17 protein-coding genes are annotated in these 13,966 nt (G+C 38.0%); 11 read left to right on the top strand and 6 right to left on the bottom strand.

All coding sequences use genetic code 11. The annotated features are described in order from the left end of the window. Nucleotides 1-7 precede the first annotated feature (7 nt). The 6 genes from FVB32_RS04730 to FVB32_RS04705 all read right to left on the bottom strand — a co-directional run bounded on the left by FVB32_RS04730 (nt 8) and on the right by FVB32_RS04705 (nt 3,889). Nucleotides 8-1,585, bottom strand: coding sequence for a hypothetical protein (locus FVB32_RS04730; protein WP_147741672.1), 1,578 nt, complete (start codon nt 1,583-1,585; stop codon nt 8-10). Nucleotides 1,586-1,867: 282 nt separating this feature from the next. Then, nucleotides 1,868-2,239: a nuclear transport factor 2 family protein gene (locus tag FVB32_RS04725; protein ID WP_147741670.1), complete on the bottom strand. Its 372-nt coding sequence runs from the start codon at nt 2,237-2,239 to the stop codon at nt 1,868-1,870. 39 nt (nt 2,240-2,278) lie between these two features. Continuing rightward, nucleotides 2,279-2,938 carry a DUF2461 domain-containing protein gene (locus FVB32_RS04720; RefSeq protein WP_147741668.1) on the bottom strand — a complete coding sequence of 220 codons (660 nt, stop codon included), beginning with the start codon at nt 2,936-2,938 and terminating at the stop codon, nt 2,279-2,281. A gap of 13 nt (nt 2,939-2,951) precedes the next feature. Further along, nucleotides 2,952-3,242: a putative quinol monooxygenase gene (locus FVB32_RS04715; RefSeq protein ID WP_147741666.1), complete on the bottom strand. Its 291-nt coding sequence runs from the start codon at nt 3,240-3,242 to the stop codon at nt 2,952-2,954. A gap of 3 nt (nt 3,243-3,245) precedes the next feature. Beyond that, nucleotides 3,246-3,623 carry a TfoX/Sxy family protein gene (locus tag FVB32_RS04710; protein ID WP_147741664.1) on the bottom strand — a complete coding sequence of 126 codons (378 nt, stop codon included), beginning with the start codon at nt 3,621-3,623 and terminating at the stop codon, nt 3,246-3,248. Beyond that, a complete protein-coding gene (locus FVB32_RS04705) occupies nt 3,575-3,889 on the bottom strand; it encodes a hypothetical protein (RefSeq protein ID WP_147741662.1) in 315 nt (104 codons plus the stop codon). Before FVB32_RS04705 ends, FVB32_RS04710 begins: the two co-directional genes overlap by 49 nt. A gap of 111 nt (nt 3,890-4,000) precedes the next feature. Here FVB32_RS04705 and FVB32_RS04700 point away from each other — a divergent pair, with 111 nt between their 5' ends. From FVB32_RS04700 to atpG, 11 genes are all read left to right on the top strand, one after another. Continuing rightward, on the top strand, nt 4,001-5,014 hold the full coding sequence (locus FVB32_RS04700; protein ID WP_147741660.1) for a GlxA family transcriptional regulator: 1,014 nt from the start codon (nt 4,001-4,003) through the stop codon (nt 5,012-5,014). A 114-nt stretch (nt 5,015-5,128) separates the two neighbouring features. After that, complete coding sequence (gene porW / locus FVB32_RS04695) at nt 5,129-7,684, top strand: type IX secretion system periplasmic lipoprotein PorW/SprE (protein WP_147741658.1); 2,556 nt, start codon at nt 5,129-5,131, stop codon at nt 7,682-7,684. A gap of 6 nt (nt 7,685-7,690) precedes the next feature. Beyond that, a complete protein-coding gene (locus FVB32_RS04690) occupies nt 7,691-8,125 on the top strand; it encodes a bactofilin family protein (RefSeq protein WP_147741656.1) in 435 nt (144 codons plus the stop codon). After that, on the top strand, nt 8,103-8,330 hold the full coding sequence (locus FVB32_RS04685; RefSeq protein ID WP_147741653.1) for an AtpZ/AtpI family protein: 228 nt from the start codon (nt 8,103-8,105) through the stop codon (nt 8,328-8,330). The genes FVB32_RS04690 and FVB32_RS04685 overlap by 23 nt, the downstream gene beginning before the upstream one ends. 14 nt (nt 8,331-8,344) lie before the next feature. Further along, nucleotides 8,345-8,734 carry a DUF6168 family protein gene (locus FVB32_RS04680; protein ID WP_246139827.1) on the top strand — a complete coding sequence of 130 codons (390 nt, stop codon included), beginning with the start codon at nt 8,345-8,347 and terminating at the stop codon, nt 8,732-8,734. 104 nt (nt 8,735-8,838) lie between these two features. Then, entirely contained in the window at nt 8,839-9,969 is a 1,131-nt protein-coding gene (atpB, locus tag FVB32_RS04675) for a F0F1 ATP synthase subunit A (RefSeq protein ID WP_147741649.1), read from the top strand. Nucleotides 9,970-10,044: 75 nt separating this feature from the next. Next, entirely contained in the window at nt 10,045-10,236 is a 192-nt protein-coding gene (gene atpE / locus FVB32_RS04670; protein WP_055395639.1) for an ATP synthase F0 subunit C, read from the top strand. A gap of 83 nt (nt 10,237-10,319) precedes the next feature. Further along, nucleotides 10,320-10,820: a F0F1 ATP synthase subunit B gene (locus tag FVB32_RS04665; RefSeq protein WP_055395638.1), complete on the top strand. Its 501-nt coding sequence runs from the start codon at nt 10,320-10,322 to the stop codon at nt 10,818-10,820. A gap of 6 nt (nt 10,821-10,826) precedes the next feature. Further along, entirely contained in the window at nt 10,827-11,366 is a 540-nt protein-coding gene (gene atpH, locus FVB32_RS04660) for an ATP synthase F1 subunit delta (protein ID WP_147741647.1), read from the top strand. Nucleotides 11,367-11,368: 2 nt separating this feature from the next. Beyond that, nucleotides 11,369-12,949 (top strand): F0F1 ATP synthase subunit alpha, encoded by a 1,581-nt coding sequence (gene atpA / locus FVB32_RS04655; RefSeq protein ID WP_147741645.1) that lies wholly within the window; start codon nt 11,369-11,371, stop codon nt 12,947-12,949. Nucleotides 12,950-13,045: 96 nt separating this feature from the next. Beyond that, nucleotides 13,046-13,906, top strand: coding sequence for an ATP synthase F1 subunit gamma (gene atpG, locus FVB32_RS04650; RefSeq protein ID WP_147741643.1), 861 nt, complete (start codon nt 13,046-13,048; stop codon nt 13,904-13,906). Nucleotides 13,907-13,966 lie beyond the last annotated feature (60 nt).

Raw genomic sequence — 13,966 nt, 5'->3', positions numbered from 1 at the left:
GGAGGTGTTATTTACATTTTTGACCCTTGGCTTTACTACTTGCATTTTGAACCGCACTTCCTTCGGCAATATTTGCATTTCTTATTGCAGTCTGCCTTGATGTATTAAGCGATTTGTATTCATTGGTTTGAAGCATGTCTCCTGACCATCCTAAATCTTTATAATACTGCATATTCAATTTATTATTATCCCAAATACTTAGTGAGTAGCCAATTGCATCTGCAAACTCGGTAATTAGTCTATGCTGAGCTGCATTGTTATTATATCCATTTTGACTCAAATAATGCCTTAATAATGAAGAAAATGATGAAGTTGCTTTATTCTGATATAAATAGCTCAAATAAGCATGCAGTGATTCATGAATAAGTGTTCTGGCAATTACAAGCTTTGTTCCATTTTGAACAAACCTTTTATCTAATGTGATTTCAAATGTAATTTGCCCTCTCGATGGCACATTGCGCACAATTTTAGTAGAACCATTAGCATTGTTTAATGTTCCAACTTTAATATTCAAATGATGTTTTGAGTTGTTTTCAAAAAGGTCAAGAATCGTCTTTGACAAATGTTTTCCACCTTCCAATTGTCCAAGTTTATTCAGTCTTAACTGTTTAAAATTACCTTTTGCCAACTCTCCCAAGATTTGCCCAACACAAGGATAACTTTTCAAACTAGGATGTTTTATAATTTTACTTGGCGAAACAGCAGGCTTAGGGATGCCCCTGGTATACCCATTATTCTGAACAGCTCTATAATTTTGTCTGCCTTGGTGAGTATAGCCTGATCTCCCGTTAGAGACCCACGCCCATGTATAGGTATCCCGCCCCACAGAGGTATGGGAATACTCGTTGGGTTGTCCCCTTCCGTCCCCGTTACGGTCATTGTACCAATCTGTAGTGGCGCCGGGAATCCTTACCCTTCTATACGAACCTTGGCCGCCTCCGTTGCCACAACCACCGCCACCTGCCAAGAGTCCACAATCACTTGTCCCAGAGCAGTTACTGGAGGTTAACTTAAAATCGCAACGGGAAGCACTAGGCGTTGGCAAGGTAACAGCGTTCCCTGCTTTAGTGATACCGTGGTACCCATTTCCTTTTTGGTAATATCTGGCCATACTCATTTCCCCTTTTACATTATATAAATATACCATACCTGTAAAATAATTGGGGGAAAGATCAAAATAAGAGCTATAAGCAACCCCGTTATGGGAATCCATCCGTACTATCCAATATGCAGGCTTTTCATTAGAAAATGTTGTCAATAGGCTATAGGTAATATCCGTAATCTCACCTTCTTCTAAATCGGGTTTTACCAATTCTTCAATTTTATATTCGTGCCAAATCCTATCTTCAACAGTTATAGTCTTGTGCTCTTCCCATAGAATTTTTAGGTTTTCTTTTTCAATATCCAAGGAGTCTTTAAAGTGATCAAGGTTAAAATTGTTCTTGATACGTTCTTGTTCGTTAAGTTGAACAGATTCTAATGTTTCCTCAACGGTCTCCAATTGTAATGGCTCAGTTTCGCACGAAAGAAGGAACAGGAAAATAAAAAAGGAATACGCAAATTTGAAAAAAGAATGCTTTTTCATAATTAAGTAGGAATTAAAAAAGTTTATAAAAGATTGAGGGGAGCTGCTATGCTAAAAATAAAGAATTGGCATTAAATGCAATTGCACAAAAACCTTAAAAATTCTGGGAATTTCCTTTAATCTTCAAATAAAGAAAAATAGATAAACTACGACGAAGGAAGCTGGCGGGTATAGCATTTAGAATACAATTTTAAACATGATCCTAAAGAATGATCGAGATGTTTTTAGAATAAAAAAGGCGATGGTTTGCCATCGCCTAATACTATTTAGCACATTTAGTGTTTACCCACCAAAGACAGATGGATCATAAAAGAATTGCGCTTTTTTAATTTTACCATTTTCTACCTGGTACATGGAAAGCTCTTCCATATTTACACGACCACCTTGCTTAAAAGTGACATCACTGGTCATGGGTACTACAAAATGGTTGCCCATTATTATGGGGTCACCTACCGTTCCTCCGTGGGCTTCCTCAATATTACTGGCCCACTGTTCAAAGCCCTTTAAAATATTGTCAAGCCCTTCAGTCACTTCATTGGGCACTCCGGCCATTTCTACGCTAACCGCATCTTGGGCATAAAGGCCATAGGCCTGATCATATTTACCTTCTCTACAAAGGCTCACTAGTTTGTTTGCAACTTCTTGTGTTGTCATTTTTGTATCTGTTTTTAGGATTAATAAATAAACTCTTGGTTAATCAAATGCATGTCCCAAATAAGCGTTCAATGGCTTAATGGCTTCGAAATGGGATAAGATTTCACTACTTAATTCATTAGAGTTATAAAAAGGCTCCAATGGAAATTCGGCCATGGCATAGAATTGCTTGTTATAGATTAAATCTATTTTTTCCGCTGCGGGAAGCAAGCTCTTATCCAATCGTTTTGACTTTTCTCCCTTAAGTCTTCCAAAGTTTTGGGTGAACAATGAAGCCTCAACAATTTTTGTCAATACTGATGTATCCTTTGTAATATGATTTCGGACTAAAGCAAGCTCTGGTGGCCTCAACATAAAAAGTCCACCCCCAACATGAATGCTAGTAGCATCAATTCCTAAATAGTAGCCAGGCAAAATGGATTTTTTCCCATTCGGGGAAAAACCAGCTTTTAAAATGGTATGATAAGGCAACTTGTCTTTTGAAAAACGAACATCCCTATTAATCCCGAACATCGCTTTTTTAGCATCTGGTAGGATACGATGATCCCATTCTGTTAAGTTGGGCAACAAACTGTCCAACAAATTTAAGAATGGAATTTTCACCTCGGCTTCGTACCTTTTCTTATTGGCATGGAACCATTCTTTATTATTGTTTTTGGAAAGTTCCTTAAAAAATGTACTATAGGCTTTCGTAATCATGAATTTGTCCGATTTAATTAATTTCCAAATAACTAACAGGCTTGGGCATTACCGTGCACAAAGGGTATAATACATCGGTAAATCCCCGACAATAGCCACTTTGCTTATGAAGATTTTCTGCTTCTTCATTTGAAAAAGCCATAATATGAACAAAAGAAGTAGGATTATCTTCTTCCTGAAAAGATCTATAAAACAATGTTCCCGGCTCATTCTTTTTAATTTCTGAAATGAATTTGCCAATAATAACTTTTACTGTTTCAACGGCATCTGGTTTTACCTTATATGGCACAAAAACATGCTTCATAGATTAGGCTTTAGAAATTTCGATTGATTTTTTGGCCCATTCCGATAGTATTTTGTCATTATCCAAAACGTGTTTTGGGATAGAGAAATAAGGCATTTTACCATGTCTGTGACTATCATTTTTCTCATAATCACTTTGCAAAGCAGTATTCACTTTAAAATAAGCCTGCCCTTTTGGGTCAATAATGCCGAACATCTTTCCTTCATGGAATATACCATGACCGCCAAACATCTTTTTGGATGAAATCCCTTTGATTAAGCTTAATTTTTCAACAAGCAATTCGGCAAAAAGCTGCGCCTCCTTTGTTCCTATGTCTCCTTTTTCACCCATATTCAATTCAATTTTATCGACTCCAAAGCTTTTAGCGTAAGCGTTTCCCATTTATCTCGGTATTCAAAGTCAACCTCATACCAACCCACTAATGGTTTTTTGGTTTTAAAGGGGCTGAATTCTGAAAGCTCAAAATCATATTCTTCCAACGAATGGTCCTTTCCCAACTTAAAAACCATTCTATATTTTCTGGAGAAAAAAGCAAAAACTTTGTTATTATAATGAATTGCAGGAGAACTCATCATTTTTCCTTCGGTTACCTCAGGATGTTTTAAACAAAGTAATTCCCGGATTTCCTTGAACTTTTCAAACTCCATATTCCAAAGCTACAAAAGGCTTTTAAGTGAAAGTAAGGGCAAATAAGACACTTTTAAGGGTTGATTGTGCCAAGGATATCCACTACATTTATAGCACTAAAATCATTGACAATGAAACACGTAAGTATTTTGGTGCCTAAGGGGAATGCCATATTGAGCAATGTTGTTGGACCATTTAAAGTACTATTGGCGGTAAATCAGTTTTTAAAACAGACAGGAGCAAGAAAAGATGATTTTTTTGAAATCCATTTAGTGGGCCTTGACCATGATTACTCCTTATATAATGGAATGTTCAGTATTCATTGTGATAGCACTATTCATGATATTGAAAAGACAGACTTGATCTTAATACCAGCCCTAAGACCAGATAAGCTCACCGAAGATTTAGCGGATAACCAAGCTTTTGTGCCGTGGATTTTGAATCAAAGAAATAAGCACAATGCTGAGGTGGCCAGTATGTGCATGGGAGCTTTTGTTTTGGCACAAACGGGATTGGTAGATGGTAAGCAATGTGCAACACATTGGGCAGCCATGGAAATGTTTCAAAAAATGTTTCCGCAAGTGAATTTAGTTTCCAATAAAATTGTGACGGATGAAAGTGGAATCTATTCTAGTGGCGGGGCGTTTTCCTTTTTGAACCTGATGCTACATTTGGTGGAGAAATATTGTGGACGAGGAGTTGCTATTTATATTTCAAAGTTTTTTGAAATTGATATGGATCGAGTGGATCAAAATCAGTTTGCCATTTTTCAAGGGCAAAAAGATCATGATGATATTGCCATTCAAGAAGCGCAAAAATATATCGAGAGCAATGTAAAAGATAAAATATCTGTGGAGCAATTGGCGCAAAAGTATGCCATTAGCAGTCGTAACTTTGTTAGAAGATTTAAAAAAGCTACCCAAAACACCCCTTTGGAATATATTCAGAGGGTAAAGATAGAAGCTGCCAAACGCAGTTTGGAATCCACGGAACAAAATGTTAATGAGGTGATGTACCAAGTGGGTTATGCAGACCAAAAAGCATTTAGAACCGTGTTTAAAAAATACGCAGGATTATCGCCTGTGGCATACAAGACCAAATACAACCGGAGCAGGGTGAATTTTGAAAGACCTACCGCTTGGTAGCACATTCTTTTGGACAATGTTTTCATTGCCGATAAAAATTATTGCATTTTACCGATGAGCCTTATAATAATCTGCCTGTTTTTTAGTTAAGGTTAGACACGATTACCAATAATTTTGAAGCTTCAGAAAACACTTTTAATAGCGACCATTTTAGGGGGACTGGTTTTTAACGCTTGTTCCACCAAAAAAGATAAGTTCATTAACCGTAATTGGCATGCACTAAATACCAAGTATAATACACTTTATAATGGTAATATTGCTTTTGAGCAAGGGCGCGAAGAATTGAACTCCAGTTACAGAGATGATTATTGGGAGGTCCTTCCGGTAGAACGTTTGGAAGTAACTGAAGAAATTAAACTGGATTCGGAAGACAACAATCCCAACTTTATCATTGCAGAGGAAAAAGCGACCAAAGCCATCCAAAAGCACAGTATGGATATCAAGGATGAGGAACGCAACCCTCAGACCGATGAAGCTTTTTTGTTGTTGGGCAAAGCACGATACTTTGATCAACGTTATATTCCTGCCTTGGAATCCTTTAATTATATCCTTAGAAAATATATAGAAAGCGACAAGCTAAATGAGGCAACCATCTGGCGTGAAAAAACCAATATGCGATTGGACAATCCTGAATTGGCCATCAAAAACCTAAGACGCCTCTTTAAGTTTGAAACCTTAAAAAATCAAGAATACGCGGATGCCAATGCAGTATTGGCACAGTGTTACATCAACCTAAAAGCTGCTGACACCGCTATTCAAAAATTAAAAATAGCACAGGGTTATACCAAAAAGAATCCGGAAAAAGGGAGGTACTTGTTCATAATAGGGCAATTGTACAACCAAATGGGACATAAGGACAGTGCCAATTATGCTTTTGATAAAGTGATTGCCCTCAACAGAAAATCCCCGAGGGTATATATGATCAATGCCCATTTAAAGAAAATCCAAAATACGGAGATTACAGATGCCAATAGAGAAGCCTTATTGGAATATTTGACTGATTTGGAGGAGAATCGAGAGAACAGGCCTTTTTTGGACAAAATATATAGGGAGATAGCCCAATTTCATCTGACCAATAAGTCGGATAGTTTGGCGATAGCATATTATAACAAATCCCTTAAAGCAACCAATGGGGAGAGAAAATTGAACGCACTCAACTATCAAAGTTTGGCGGATTACAATTTTGATCAGGATGAATACAAAACTGCAGGGGCGTATTACGACAGCACCTTGACCAATCTCACAGAGAACACAAGAAAATATCGTACTATAAAAAAGAAGCTGGACAACCTTGAAGATGTTATTAAATACGAGGACATTGTGCAGTATGCAGATAGCGTTATCACTGTTTATGATATGCCGGAAGCAGAACGCAAAGTATATTTTGAGGAATACATTGCTGAGCTAAAGCGTAAAGATGAAGAGGCTGCCGAGAAAGAGTTAAAAAGAACAACGGCTGGCTTTGCCGCATTTGCTGAAACAAAAGGAGGAAAGGAGAATAAGGGCAAGTTTTATTTTTACAACATTACCAGTTTAGGGTACGGAAAAAATGACTTTAAAACCCGATGGGGTGAACGCGTATTGGAAGACGATTGGAGATGGAGCAACAAAAACAGAGCATTACCATCAGAAGCTACAGGCGAGGATGTTTTGGCCAATGGCCTACCCGCAGAGGAGATTACGGATGAGCAAAAATATTCACTTGACTTTTACTTGGAACAAGTTCCCACGGATGTTACGGTAATAGACAGTTTAAAAACTGAAAGAAATTTTGCCAACTATCAATTGGGACTTATTTATAAGGAAAAGTTCAAGGATAACTTTTTGGCAGCAGGAAAATTGGAGCGTGTTTTAACTTCCAACCCAGAGGAAAGATTGATTTTGCCTTCAAAATATAATCTCTTTAAAATCTATGAAGAGACTGGAAGCCCTTTGGCTTTAAATATGAAACAGGACATTATTGTGAATCATCCAGACACCCGATATGCAGAAATCCTTTTAAATCCACAAGCCATTCTTGAAGGGAATACGGACAGTCCGGACACACGTTATGCATCTCTATTTAAGCTCTACAGAGCACAGGAATACCTTCAGGTGATAACAAAATCGCAAGAATACATCAACAGGTTTACAGGGGATCCAATAGTCCCCAAGTTTGAAATGTTGAAAGCAAATGCCATTGGTCGTCTTCAAGGTTTTGAATCCTTTAAAGAAGCGCTTAACTATGTGGCATTAACTTACCCCAACAACCCCGAAGGAAAAAAGGCCGAGCAGATGGTAGCGGATCAACTACCAAAGCTGGAGGCTAAAGAATTTTCACCAGAAATTGGCTCCACAGGAGCAGGCAATTGGAAAGTTGTCTTTCCTTTTAAAATAAAGGACAATGAAAAAGCGTTGAAACTTAAAGAAAGGCTAGAAGAGGTCATTAAGGATTTAAAGTATAAGAATATCGTGTCTAAGGACATTTACAATTTAGAAGATCAATTTGTAGTGGTGCACGGTTTTAAATCCAAAGACTTTGCCCTAGGCTACGCCGAACTCATAAAAAAGAATAAGGACTACCGCATCAACGATGAGAATTTTGTAGTTTTATCGGACAATTACAAGATTATACAAGTCCACAAGAATTTAGAAACTTACAAAGAACATATTTCAACCCCAAAACCCTAGAACACCATGTTTTCAGACAACAAAAAACCCCGCCCTATGAACGAATTTGGAGGACAACCCAATAGAATTGAGAAGAACACGAAAATTAAAGGAAACATTACGTCCGAAGCCGACTTTAGAATTGATGGTAAATTGGAAGGTAATGTAAAAACATCCGGCAAGGTGGTTATTGGCAAAGATGGCTACATTAACGGAAAAGTAGAGTGTGTAAATGCAGATATTGAAGGAAAGTTTAATGGCGAACTTTTGGTGAATGACCTACTATCCTTAAAAGCATCTGCTATTATTGAAGGAACTGTAAGCGTTTCCAAATTGGCCGTAGAGCCAGGCGCTACGTTTAATGCTGCATGTACCATGGGCAAAGGAGCTACCACAACAGCTTCGGCACCTACACAAAGATTGCAGTCCACAAAGACCAATGAGCCAGCAAAAGTCTCCTAAGAAAAATAACTTTAAGAACGCGGCAATGCTTTCGGGCATTGCATTTGAAATGGGAATCATCATTTTTTTAGCTGTCAAAGGCGGAAAGTGGTTGGATGTACATTATCAAAATGAGAAAAATATTTTCACTGTTATTGCCACTTTATTGGGAGTGGCAATTTCAATTTGGGTAGTTTTGCAGCAGTTGAAACGTATTAAGTATTGATGCCAAAACGAAGCTTGCCAACTCAATTTTATTTACTACTAGCGCTTTTGCTTCTGCTTTCCTTTGGATTGCACATATGGATTCTTTCCTACAGAGGCCTGCCCATTTTTGACCACCTGATCATTCGTTCCTATGTGGTAAACGCTCTTTTGGCAGCGGCGATATTCTTCTTATTATATCGATATAGAAAAAAACTGAAAAGCCAAATGGGCTTTTTATTTATGGGAGGCAGCTTCCTAAAATTCATCTTTTTCTTCTTATTGTTTTATCCCACATATAAAAGTGATGGGAAAATGTCCGGTTTAGAATTTGCATCCTTTTTTGTACCGTATTTGGTTTGTCTTTTTTTGGAGACTTTTTTCACTTCAAAAATGCTCAAGAATTTAGACGAATCCACCAAATAAATAGGAGTCCAAAATCCTCAAAAATAAAAGTTTGAAAGCTTTTTTCTTTTTGTAAGAAAGACTTACATTTGCACCGATTTTGAGAGACCGATATTTTGAGCGAAATGCAAAAAAACACTTTGACTAGATTTCTTCTTGTAGTTGCACTATTTTTAGGTCAGTTCACTTTTGCAAGTGATACGGAAAAAGAGTCCGGCGAACACGGCAAGGACCTTAAGACAGAAATTAAGGAATACATCTCCCATCACCTTCAAGATGCACATGATTTTTCTTTGTTTTCATATACCAAAGAAAATGGAGAGCATACCTATGTTGGGTTTCCATTGCCAGTGATTTTATGGGATAATGGATTAAAGGTTTTTTCCTCTTCCAAATTCCACCATGGAGAGACCTTGGCTGAGGTAGATGGAAATTATTACAAACTCTACCACAGTAAGATTTATAAAACAGATGCTGAAGGCACAATTCATTATGATGAAGAGCATCATGCTACCAATGTAAAACCTTTGGATTTTTCAATCACCAAGAATGTTGTGATGATTATTGTTACGGGATTGTTGATGTTGTGGTTGTTCACTAGTTTGGCAAGATCTTATACAAAGAACAACGGAGTGCCAACAGGTGTAGGCCGTTTCTTTGAGCCGATAGTACTTTATATCAGAGACGATATTGCAAGACCAAATATAGGAGAGAAACGTTACAAAAAATACATGCCATTCTTGTTGACCATATTCTTCTTTATATGGTTCTTGAACATGTTTGGACTAACACCTCTCGGAATTAATGTAACAGGAAACATTGCCATTACAGTTTCTTTGGCAATTATGACGTTCTTGATAACCAACTTTACAGGCACTAAGGATTATTGGATGCACCAGTTTAATCCTTTAGGGGACACCATGCCTTGGTATGCTAAGATTCCCTTATATGTCATATTGATTCCTATTGAAATTTTAGGATTGTTCATTAAGCCATTCTCATTATTGATTCGTTTGTACGCGAACATGCAAGCTGGTCATATTGTATTAATGAGTTTGATTGGGTTAATGTTCATCTTTAAAAGTTGGTTGGGTAGCCCGTTATCATTCGGACTTGCTTTTGCCATTTCATTGATTGAAGTATTGGTAGCATTGCTACAAGCATATATTTTCACCATGTTGAGTGCCTTGTATTTCGGATTTGCTTCCGAAGAACATGAGCACGATCATGAACATGAGGCAGAAGTTGCCCATTAATAAAAGTATTGTCACGCTGAGCTTGTTGAAGTGTGGTGATTAAAATTGAATATTTAATTTTTAAACTAGATAGATATGGAAATTCCAGTAATGGTAGGTGCAGGTTTAGTTGTTATCGGTGTTGGTCTTGGTATTGGTAGAATCGGTGGTTCTGCTATGGAGGCTATTGCTCGTCAACCTGAAGCTACAGGTAAAATCCAAACAGCGATGTTGATTGCAGCAGCGTTGATTGAAGGTATTGGTTTCGCGGCATTATTTGCAGTATAATCAAAACATCTAAGGCAAATGGCTGTAACGGTTGGTTGCAGCCCTTGCTTTTGTTTAAAAATGAATACAAATAGAAAGTAATTATGGCAAAGTTATTAGAAGAGTTTTCGTTAGGACTGTTTTTCTGGCAAACATTATTGTTTGGACTATTGTTGTTCCTTATGTGGAAGTTTGCATGGAAACCAATCCTAAAAGCGGTAAATGACCGTGAAGATGGGATCAAGGATGCCTTAGCTGCAGCAGAGGATGCCAAAAAAGAAATGCAGAATGTTACTGCGGATAGCGAGAAGCTTTTAAAAGAAGCTAGAGCAGAAAGAGAAGCCATGCTTAAAGAAGCTCGCGAAATAAAAGATAAAATTGTTGCTGATGCCAAAGAGCAAGCCCAAGTAGAAGGTGACAAATTGGTAAAGCAAGCCCAAGCAACTATTGAAAGTGAAAAGAAAGCAGCTGTCGCTGATATTAAGGCACAAGTCGCCAACCTTTCAGTAGACATTGCAGAAAAAGTGATCAAAGAAGAATTATCCGATAAGAAGAAGCAACTAAAATTGGTTGATGATATGTTGGGTGATATCAAATTGAACTAGAAGAAGATGAACGAGAGTAGAGCAGCCATACGCTACGCAAAAGCAACATTGGATTTCGCTATCGAAAAGAAAGCAGCTGAGGCTGTGGAAAAGGATATGCGGGAAATAGCAGCTGTAATTACTGAAAATGTAGAGCTTCAAAACCTTTTGGGAAGTCCAGTTGTAAAGGGTGAGATAAAAAAGAATTCTTTGCAAGAACTATTCAGGGGTTCCCAAGAAATCACCAAAGGCCTTATCAGCACTTTAACAGACAACAAAAGAATAGGATTGTTGCAAGAAGTTGCTCTAAAATATGTTATTCTCCACGAGCAATTAAAAGGAGAAGATGTGGCGTATGTTACCACAGCCGTTCCCTTAACTGGAGAATTGGAAAAGAAAATTTTAGCTGAGGTAGTCAAAATGACCGGAAATAAGGTCACCATAGAGAATAAGATTGACAAAAGCATTATAGGAGGATTTGTCTTACGCGTTGGAGATTTACAATATGATGCAAGCGTAGCAAACAAATTGAACGGATTAAAAAGAGAATTTACAAATAGTCTATAAAAATGGCAGGAGTAAAAGCAGCTGAAGTATCAGCAATTTTGAAAAAACAATTATCAGGTTTTGAAGCTACCGCTTCTTTGGATGAAGTAGGTACCGTATTGCAAGTGGGTGATGGTATTGCCCGTGTTTACGGACTTTCCAATGTTCAATATGGTGAGCTTGTGGAGTTCGATGGCGGTATGGAAGGTATTGTTTTGAACTTGGAGGAAGATAATGTTGGTGTTGTACTATTAGGCCCGTCTAGAGAAGTTGTGGAAGGAGCTACAGTTAAAAGAACACAACGTATTGCATCTATTAACGTTGGTGAAGGAATCGTTGGTCGTGTGGTAAACACCTTAGGTGCACCAATTGATGGTAAAGGACCAATTGCTGGAGATACGTACGAAATGCCATTAGAGCGTAAAGCGCCTGGTGTAATCTACCGTCAGCCAGTAAACGAACCATTGCAAACTGGAATTAAAGCCGTTGATGCCATGATTCCTGTAGGTAGAGGCCAACGTGAGTTGGTTATTGGTGACCGTCAAACTGGAAAAACAACAGTTTGTATCGATACCATTCTAAATCAAAAAGAATTTTACGATGCTGGAGAGCCAGTATACTGTATCTATGTTGCCATAGGTCAAAAAGCTTCTACTGTTGCAGCTATTGCAAAGACGTTGGAAGATAAAGGTGCTTTGGCATATACCACTATAGTTGCAGCAAATGCATCAGATCCTGCCCCAATGCAGGTTTATGCTCCTATGGCAGGTGCTTCTATTGGAGAATACTTTAGAGATACTGGTAGACCTGCTTTGATTATTTATGATGATTTATCAAAACAAGCAGTTGCCTACCGTGAAGTTTCCCTTCTATTAAGAAGACCTCCAGGACGTGAAGCATATCCTGGTGATGTTTTCTACCTACACTCAAGATTATTGGAGCGTTCAGCAAAAGTGATCAATGATGACACTATTGCAAAAGACATGAACGACCTTCCTGATGTCTTGAAGCCTATGGTAAAAGGAGGAGGTTCTTTGACTGCTTTACCAATTATTGAAACACAGGCGGGTGACGTATCAGCATATATCCCAACCAACGTAATTTCCATTACTGACGGACAGATATTCTTGGAGCAAGATTTATTTAACCAAGGGGTGAGACCTGCAATTAACGTGGGTATTTCTGTATCTCGTGTTGGGGGTAACGCTCAGATTAAATCCATGAAAAAAGTGGCAGGTACTTTGAAACTGGACCAAGCACAGTTCCGTGAATTGGAAGCTTTTGCCAAGTTTGGTTCAGATTTGGATGCTGCTACCTTAAACGTAATTGAAAAAGGACGTAGAAACGTTGAGATTTTGAAACAAGCGCAAAACGATCCTTTTACAGTGGAAGATCAGGTGGCTATTATCTTCGCAGGTTCTAAAAACTTGTTGAGAGATGTTCCTGTTGACAAAATTAAAGAGTTTGAAAGAGACTTTATAGAATTCTTGAATGCCAAGCATAGAGATGTTTTGGATACCTTAAAAGCTGGAAAATTGACAGATGAGGTAACGGATACATTGACTGCTGTTTGTAAAGACCTTTCAGGAAAGTATAGAAATTAGTACTGAGTATTGAGTACAAAGTATTCAGTATTTAGAAGGGGTTTTTAGATTAGAAACCTCATGACTAAATACTAGAGACCAAATACTAATTAAAGAATGGCGAATCTAAAAGAAATAAGAAATAGGATAGCTACGGTATCATCGACCATGCAGATTACCAGTGCCATGAAAATGGTTTCTGCTGCAAAGTTGAAAAAGGCCCAAGATGCTATTACCGCAATGCGTCCTTATGCAAATAAGCTTACGGAGTTATTGCAGAATCTTAGTGCAAGTTTAGATGGTGATGCAGGAAGTAAGTTTACCGATAACCGGGCAATCAATAAAGTATTGGTTGTAGCCATTACATCCAATAGAGGATTGTGTGGAGCGTTCAATTCCAACATCATGAAACAATCCAACTCGCTACTTGAAGACACTTATGCTGGAAAGCAGGTAGATTTTATGGCGATTGGGAAAAAAGGAAATGATCTTTTAGGAAAAAGGGGTACTGTAATAGCAAATCACAGTCATGTTTTTGATGATTTGACTTTTGACAATGTAGCTGCAATTGCCCAGAGTTTAATAGACCATTTTACTGAAGGGAATTATGACAGAATTGAATTGGTTTACAATAAGTTCAAAAATGCGGCGACACAAATTGTGATGTCAGAACAGTTCTTGCCTTTGGTCCCCGTTGAAGGAGATACGTCAGGCGCTTCGGATTACATTTTTGAGCCATCCAAACCTGAGATTGTGGAACAATTGATTCCAAAATCATTGAAAACACAATTGTATAAAGCAATTCGAGATTCTTTTGCCAGTGAGCACGGTGCTCGTATGACAGCGATGCACAAGGCAACAGATAATGCTACGGAACTTAGAGATCAATTAAAATTGACCTATAACAAAGCAAGACAAGCTGCTATCACCAATGAGATTCTTGAAATTGTTGGTGGAGCAGAAGCGCTGAGCAATTAGGTGTAGCTGAGCGAAGCCAAATTTAAAATGCAGAAGCATTGAACAACTAGCCTATTATAT

The organism is Flagellimonas hymeniacidonis, assembly GCF_008040165.1.
GTDB classification, from domain to species: domain Bacteria; phylum Bacteroidota; class Bacteroidia; order Flavobacteriales; family Flavobacteriaceae; genus Flagellimonas; species Flagellimonas hymeniacidonis.
Note: the sequence above shows the minus strand (reverse complement) of the source record. Positions and strands in the feature narration are given on the sequence as shown.

Bases quoted from the DNA above. Each gene is read 5' to 3' on its own strand.
- FVB32_RS04730 (WP_147741672.1), bottom strand. From the start codon at position 1,585: ATGAAAAAGCATTCTTTTTTCAAATTTGCGTATTCCTTTTTTATTTTC.
- FVB32_RS04725 (WP_147741670.1), bottom strand. From the start codon at position 2,239: ATGACAACACAAGAAGTTGCAAACAAACTAGTGAGCCTTTGTAGAGAA.
- FVB32_RS04720 (WP_147741668.1), bottom strand. From the start codon at position 2,938: ATGATTACGAAAGCCTATAGTACATTTTTTAAGGAACTTTCCAAAAAC.
- FVB32_RS04715 (WP_147741666.1), bottom strand. From the start codon at position 3,242: ATGAAGCATGTTTTTGTGCCATATAAGGTAAAACCAGATGCCGTTGAA.
- FVB32_RS04710 (WP_147741664.1), bottom strand. From the start codon at position 3,623: ATGGGAAACGCTTACGCTAAAAGCTTTGGAGTCGATAAAATTGAATTG.
- FVB32_RS04705 (WP_147741662.1), bottom strand. From the start codon at position 3,889: ATGGAGTTTGAAAAGTTCAAGGAAATCCGGGAATTACTTTGTTTAAAA.
- FVB32_RS04700 (WP_147741660.1), top strand. From the start codon at position 4,001: ATGAAACACGTAAGTATTTTGGTGCCTAAGGGGAATGCCATATTGAGC.
- FVB32_RS04690 (WP_147741656.1), top strand. From the start codon at position 7,691: ATGTTTTCAGACAACAAAAAACCCCGCCCTATGAACGAATTTGGAGGA.
- FVB32_RS04685 (WP_147741653.1), top strand. From the start codon at position 8,103: ATGAGCCAGCAAAAGTCTCCTAAGAAAAATAACTTTAAGAACGCGGCA.
- atpB (WP_147741649.1), top strand. From the start codon at position 8,839: ATGCAAAAAAACACTTTGACTAGATTTCTTCTTGTAGTTGCACTATTT.
- atpE (WP_055395639.1), top strand. From the start codon at position 10,045: ATGGAAATTCCAGTAATGGTAGGTGCAGGTTTAGTTGTTATCGGTGTT.
- FVB32_RS04665 (WP_055395638.1), top strand. From the start codon at position 10,320: ATGGCAAAGTTATTAGAAGAGTTTTCGTTAGGACTGTTTTTCTGGCAA.
- atpH (WP_147741647.1), top strand. From the start codon at position 10,827: ATGAACGAGAGTAGAGCAGCCATACGCTACGCAAAAGCAACATTGGAT.
- atpA (WP_147741645.1), top strand. From the start codon at position 11,369: ATGGCAGGAGTAAAAGCAGCTGAAGTATCAGCAATTTTGAAAAAACAA.
- atpG (WP_147741643.1), top strand. From the start codon at position 13,046: ATGGCGAATCTAAAAGAAATAAGAAATAGGATAGCTACGGTATCATCG.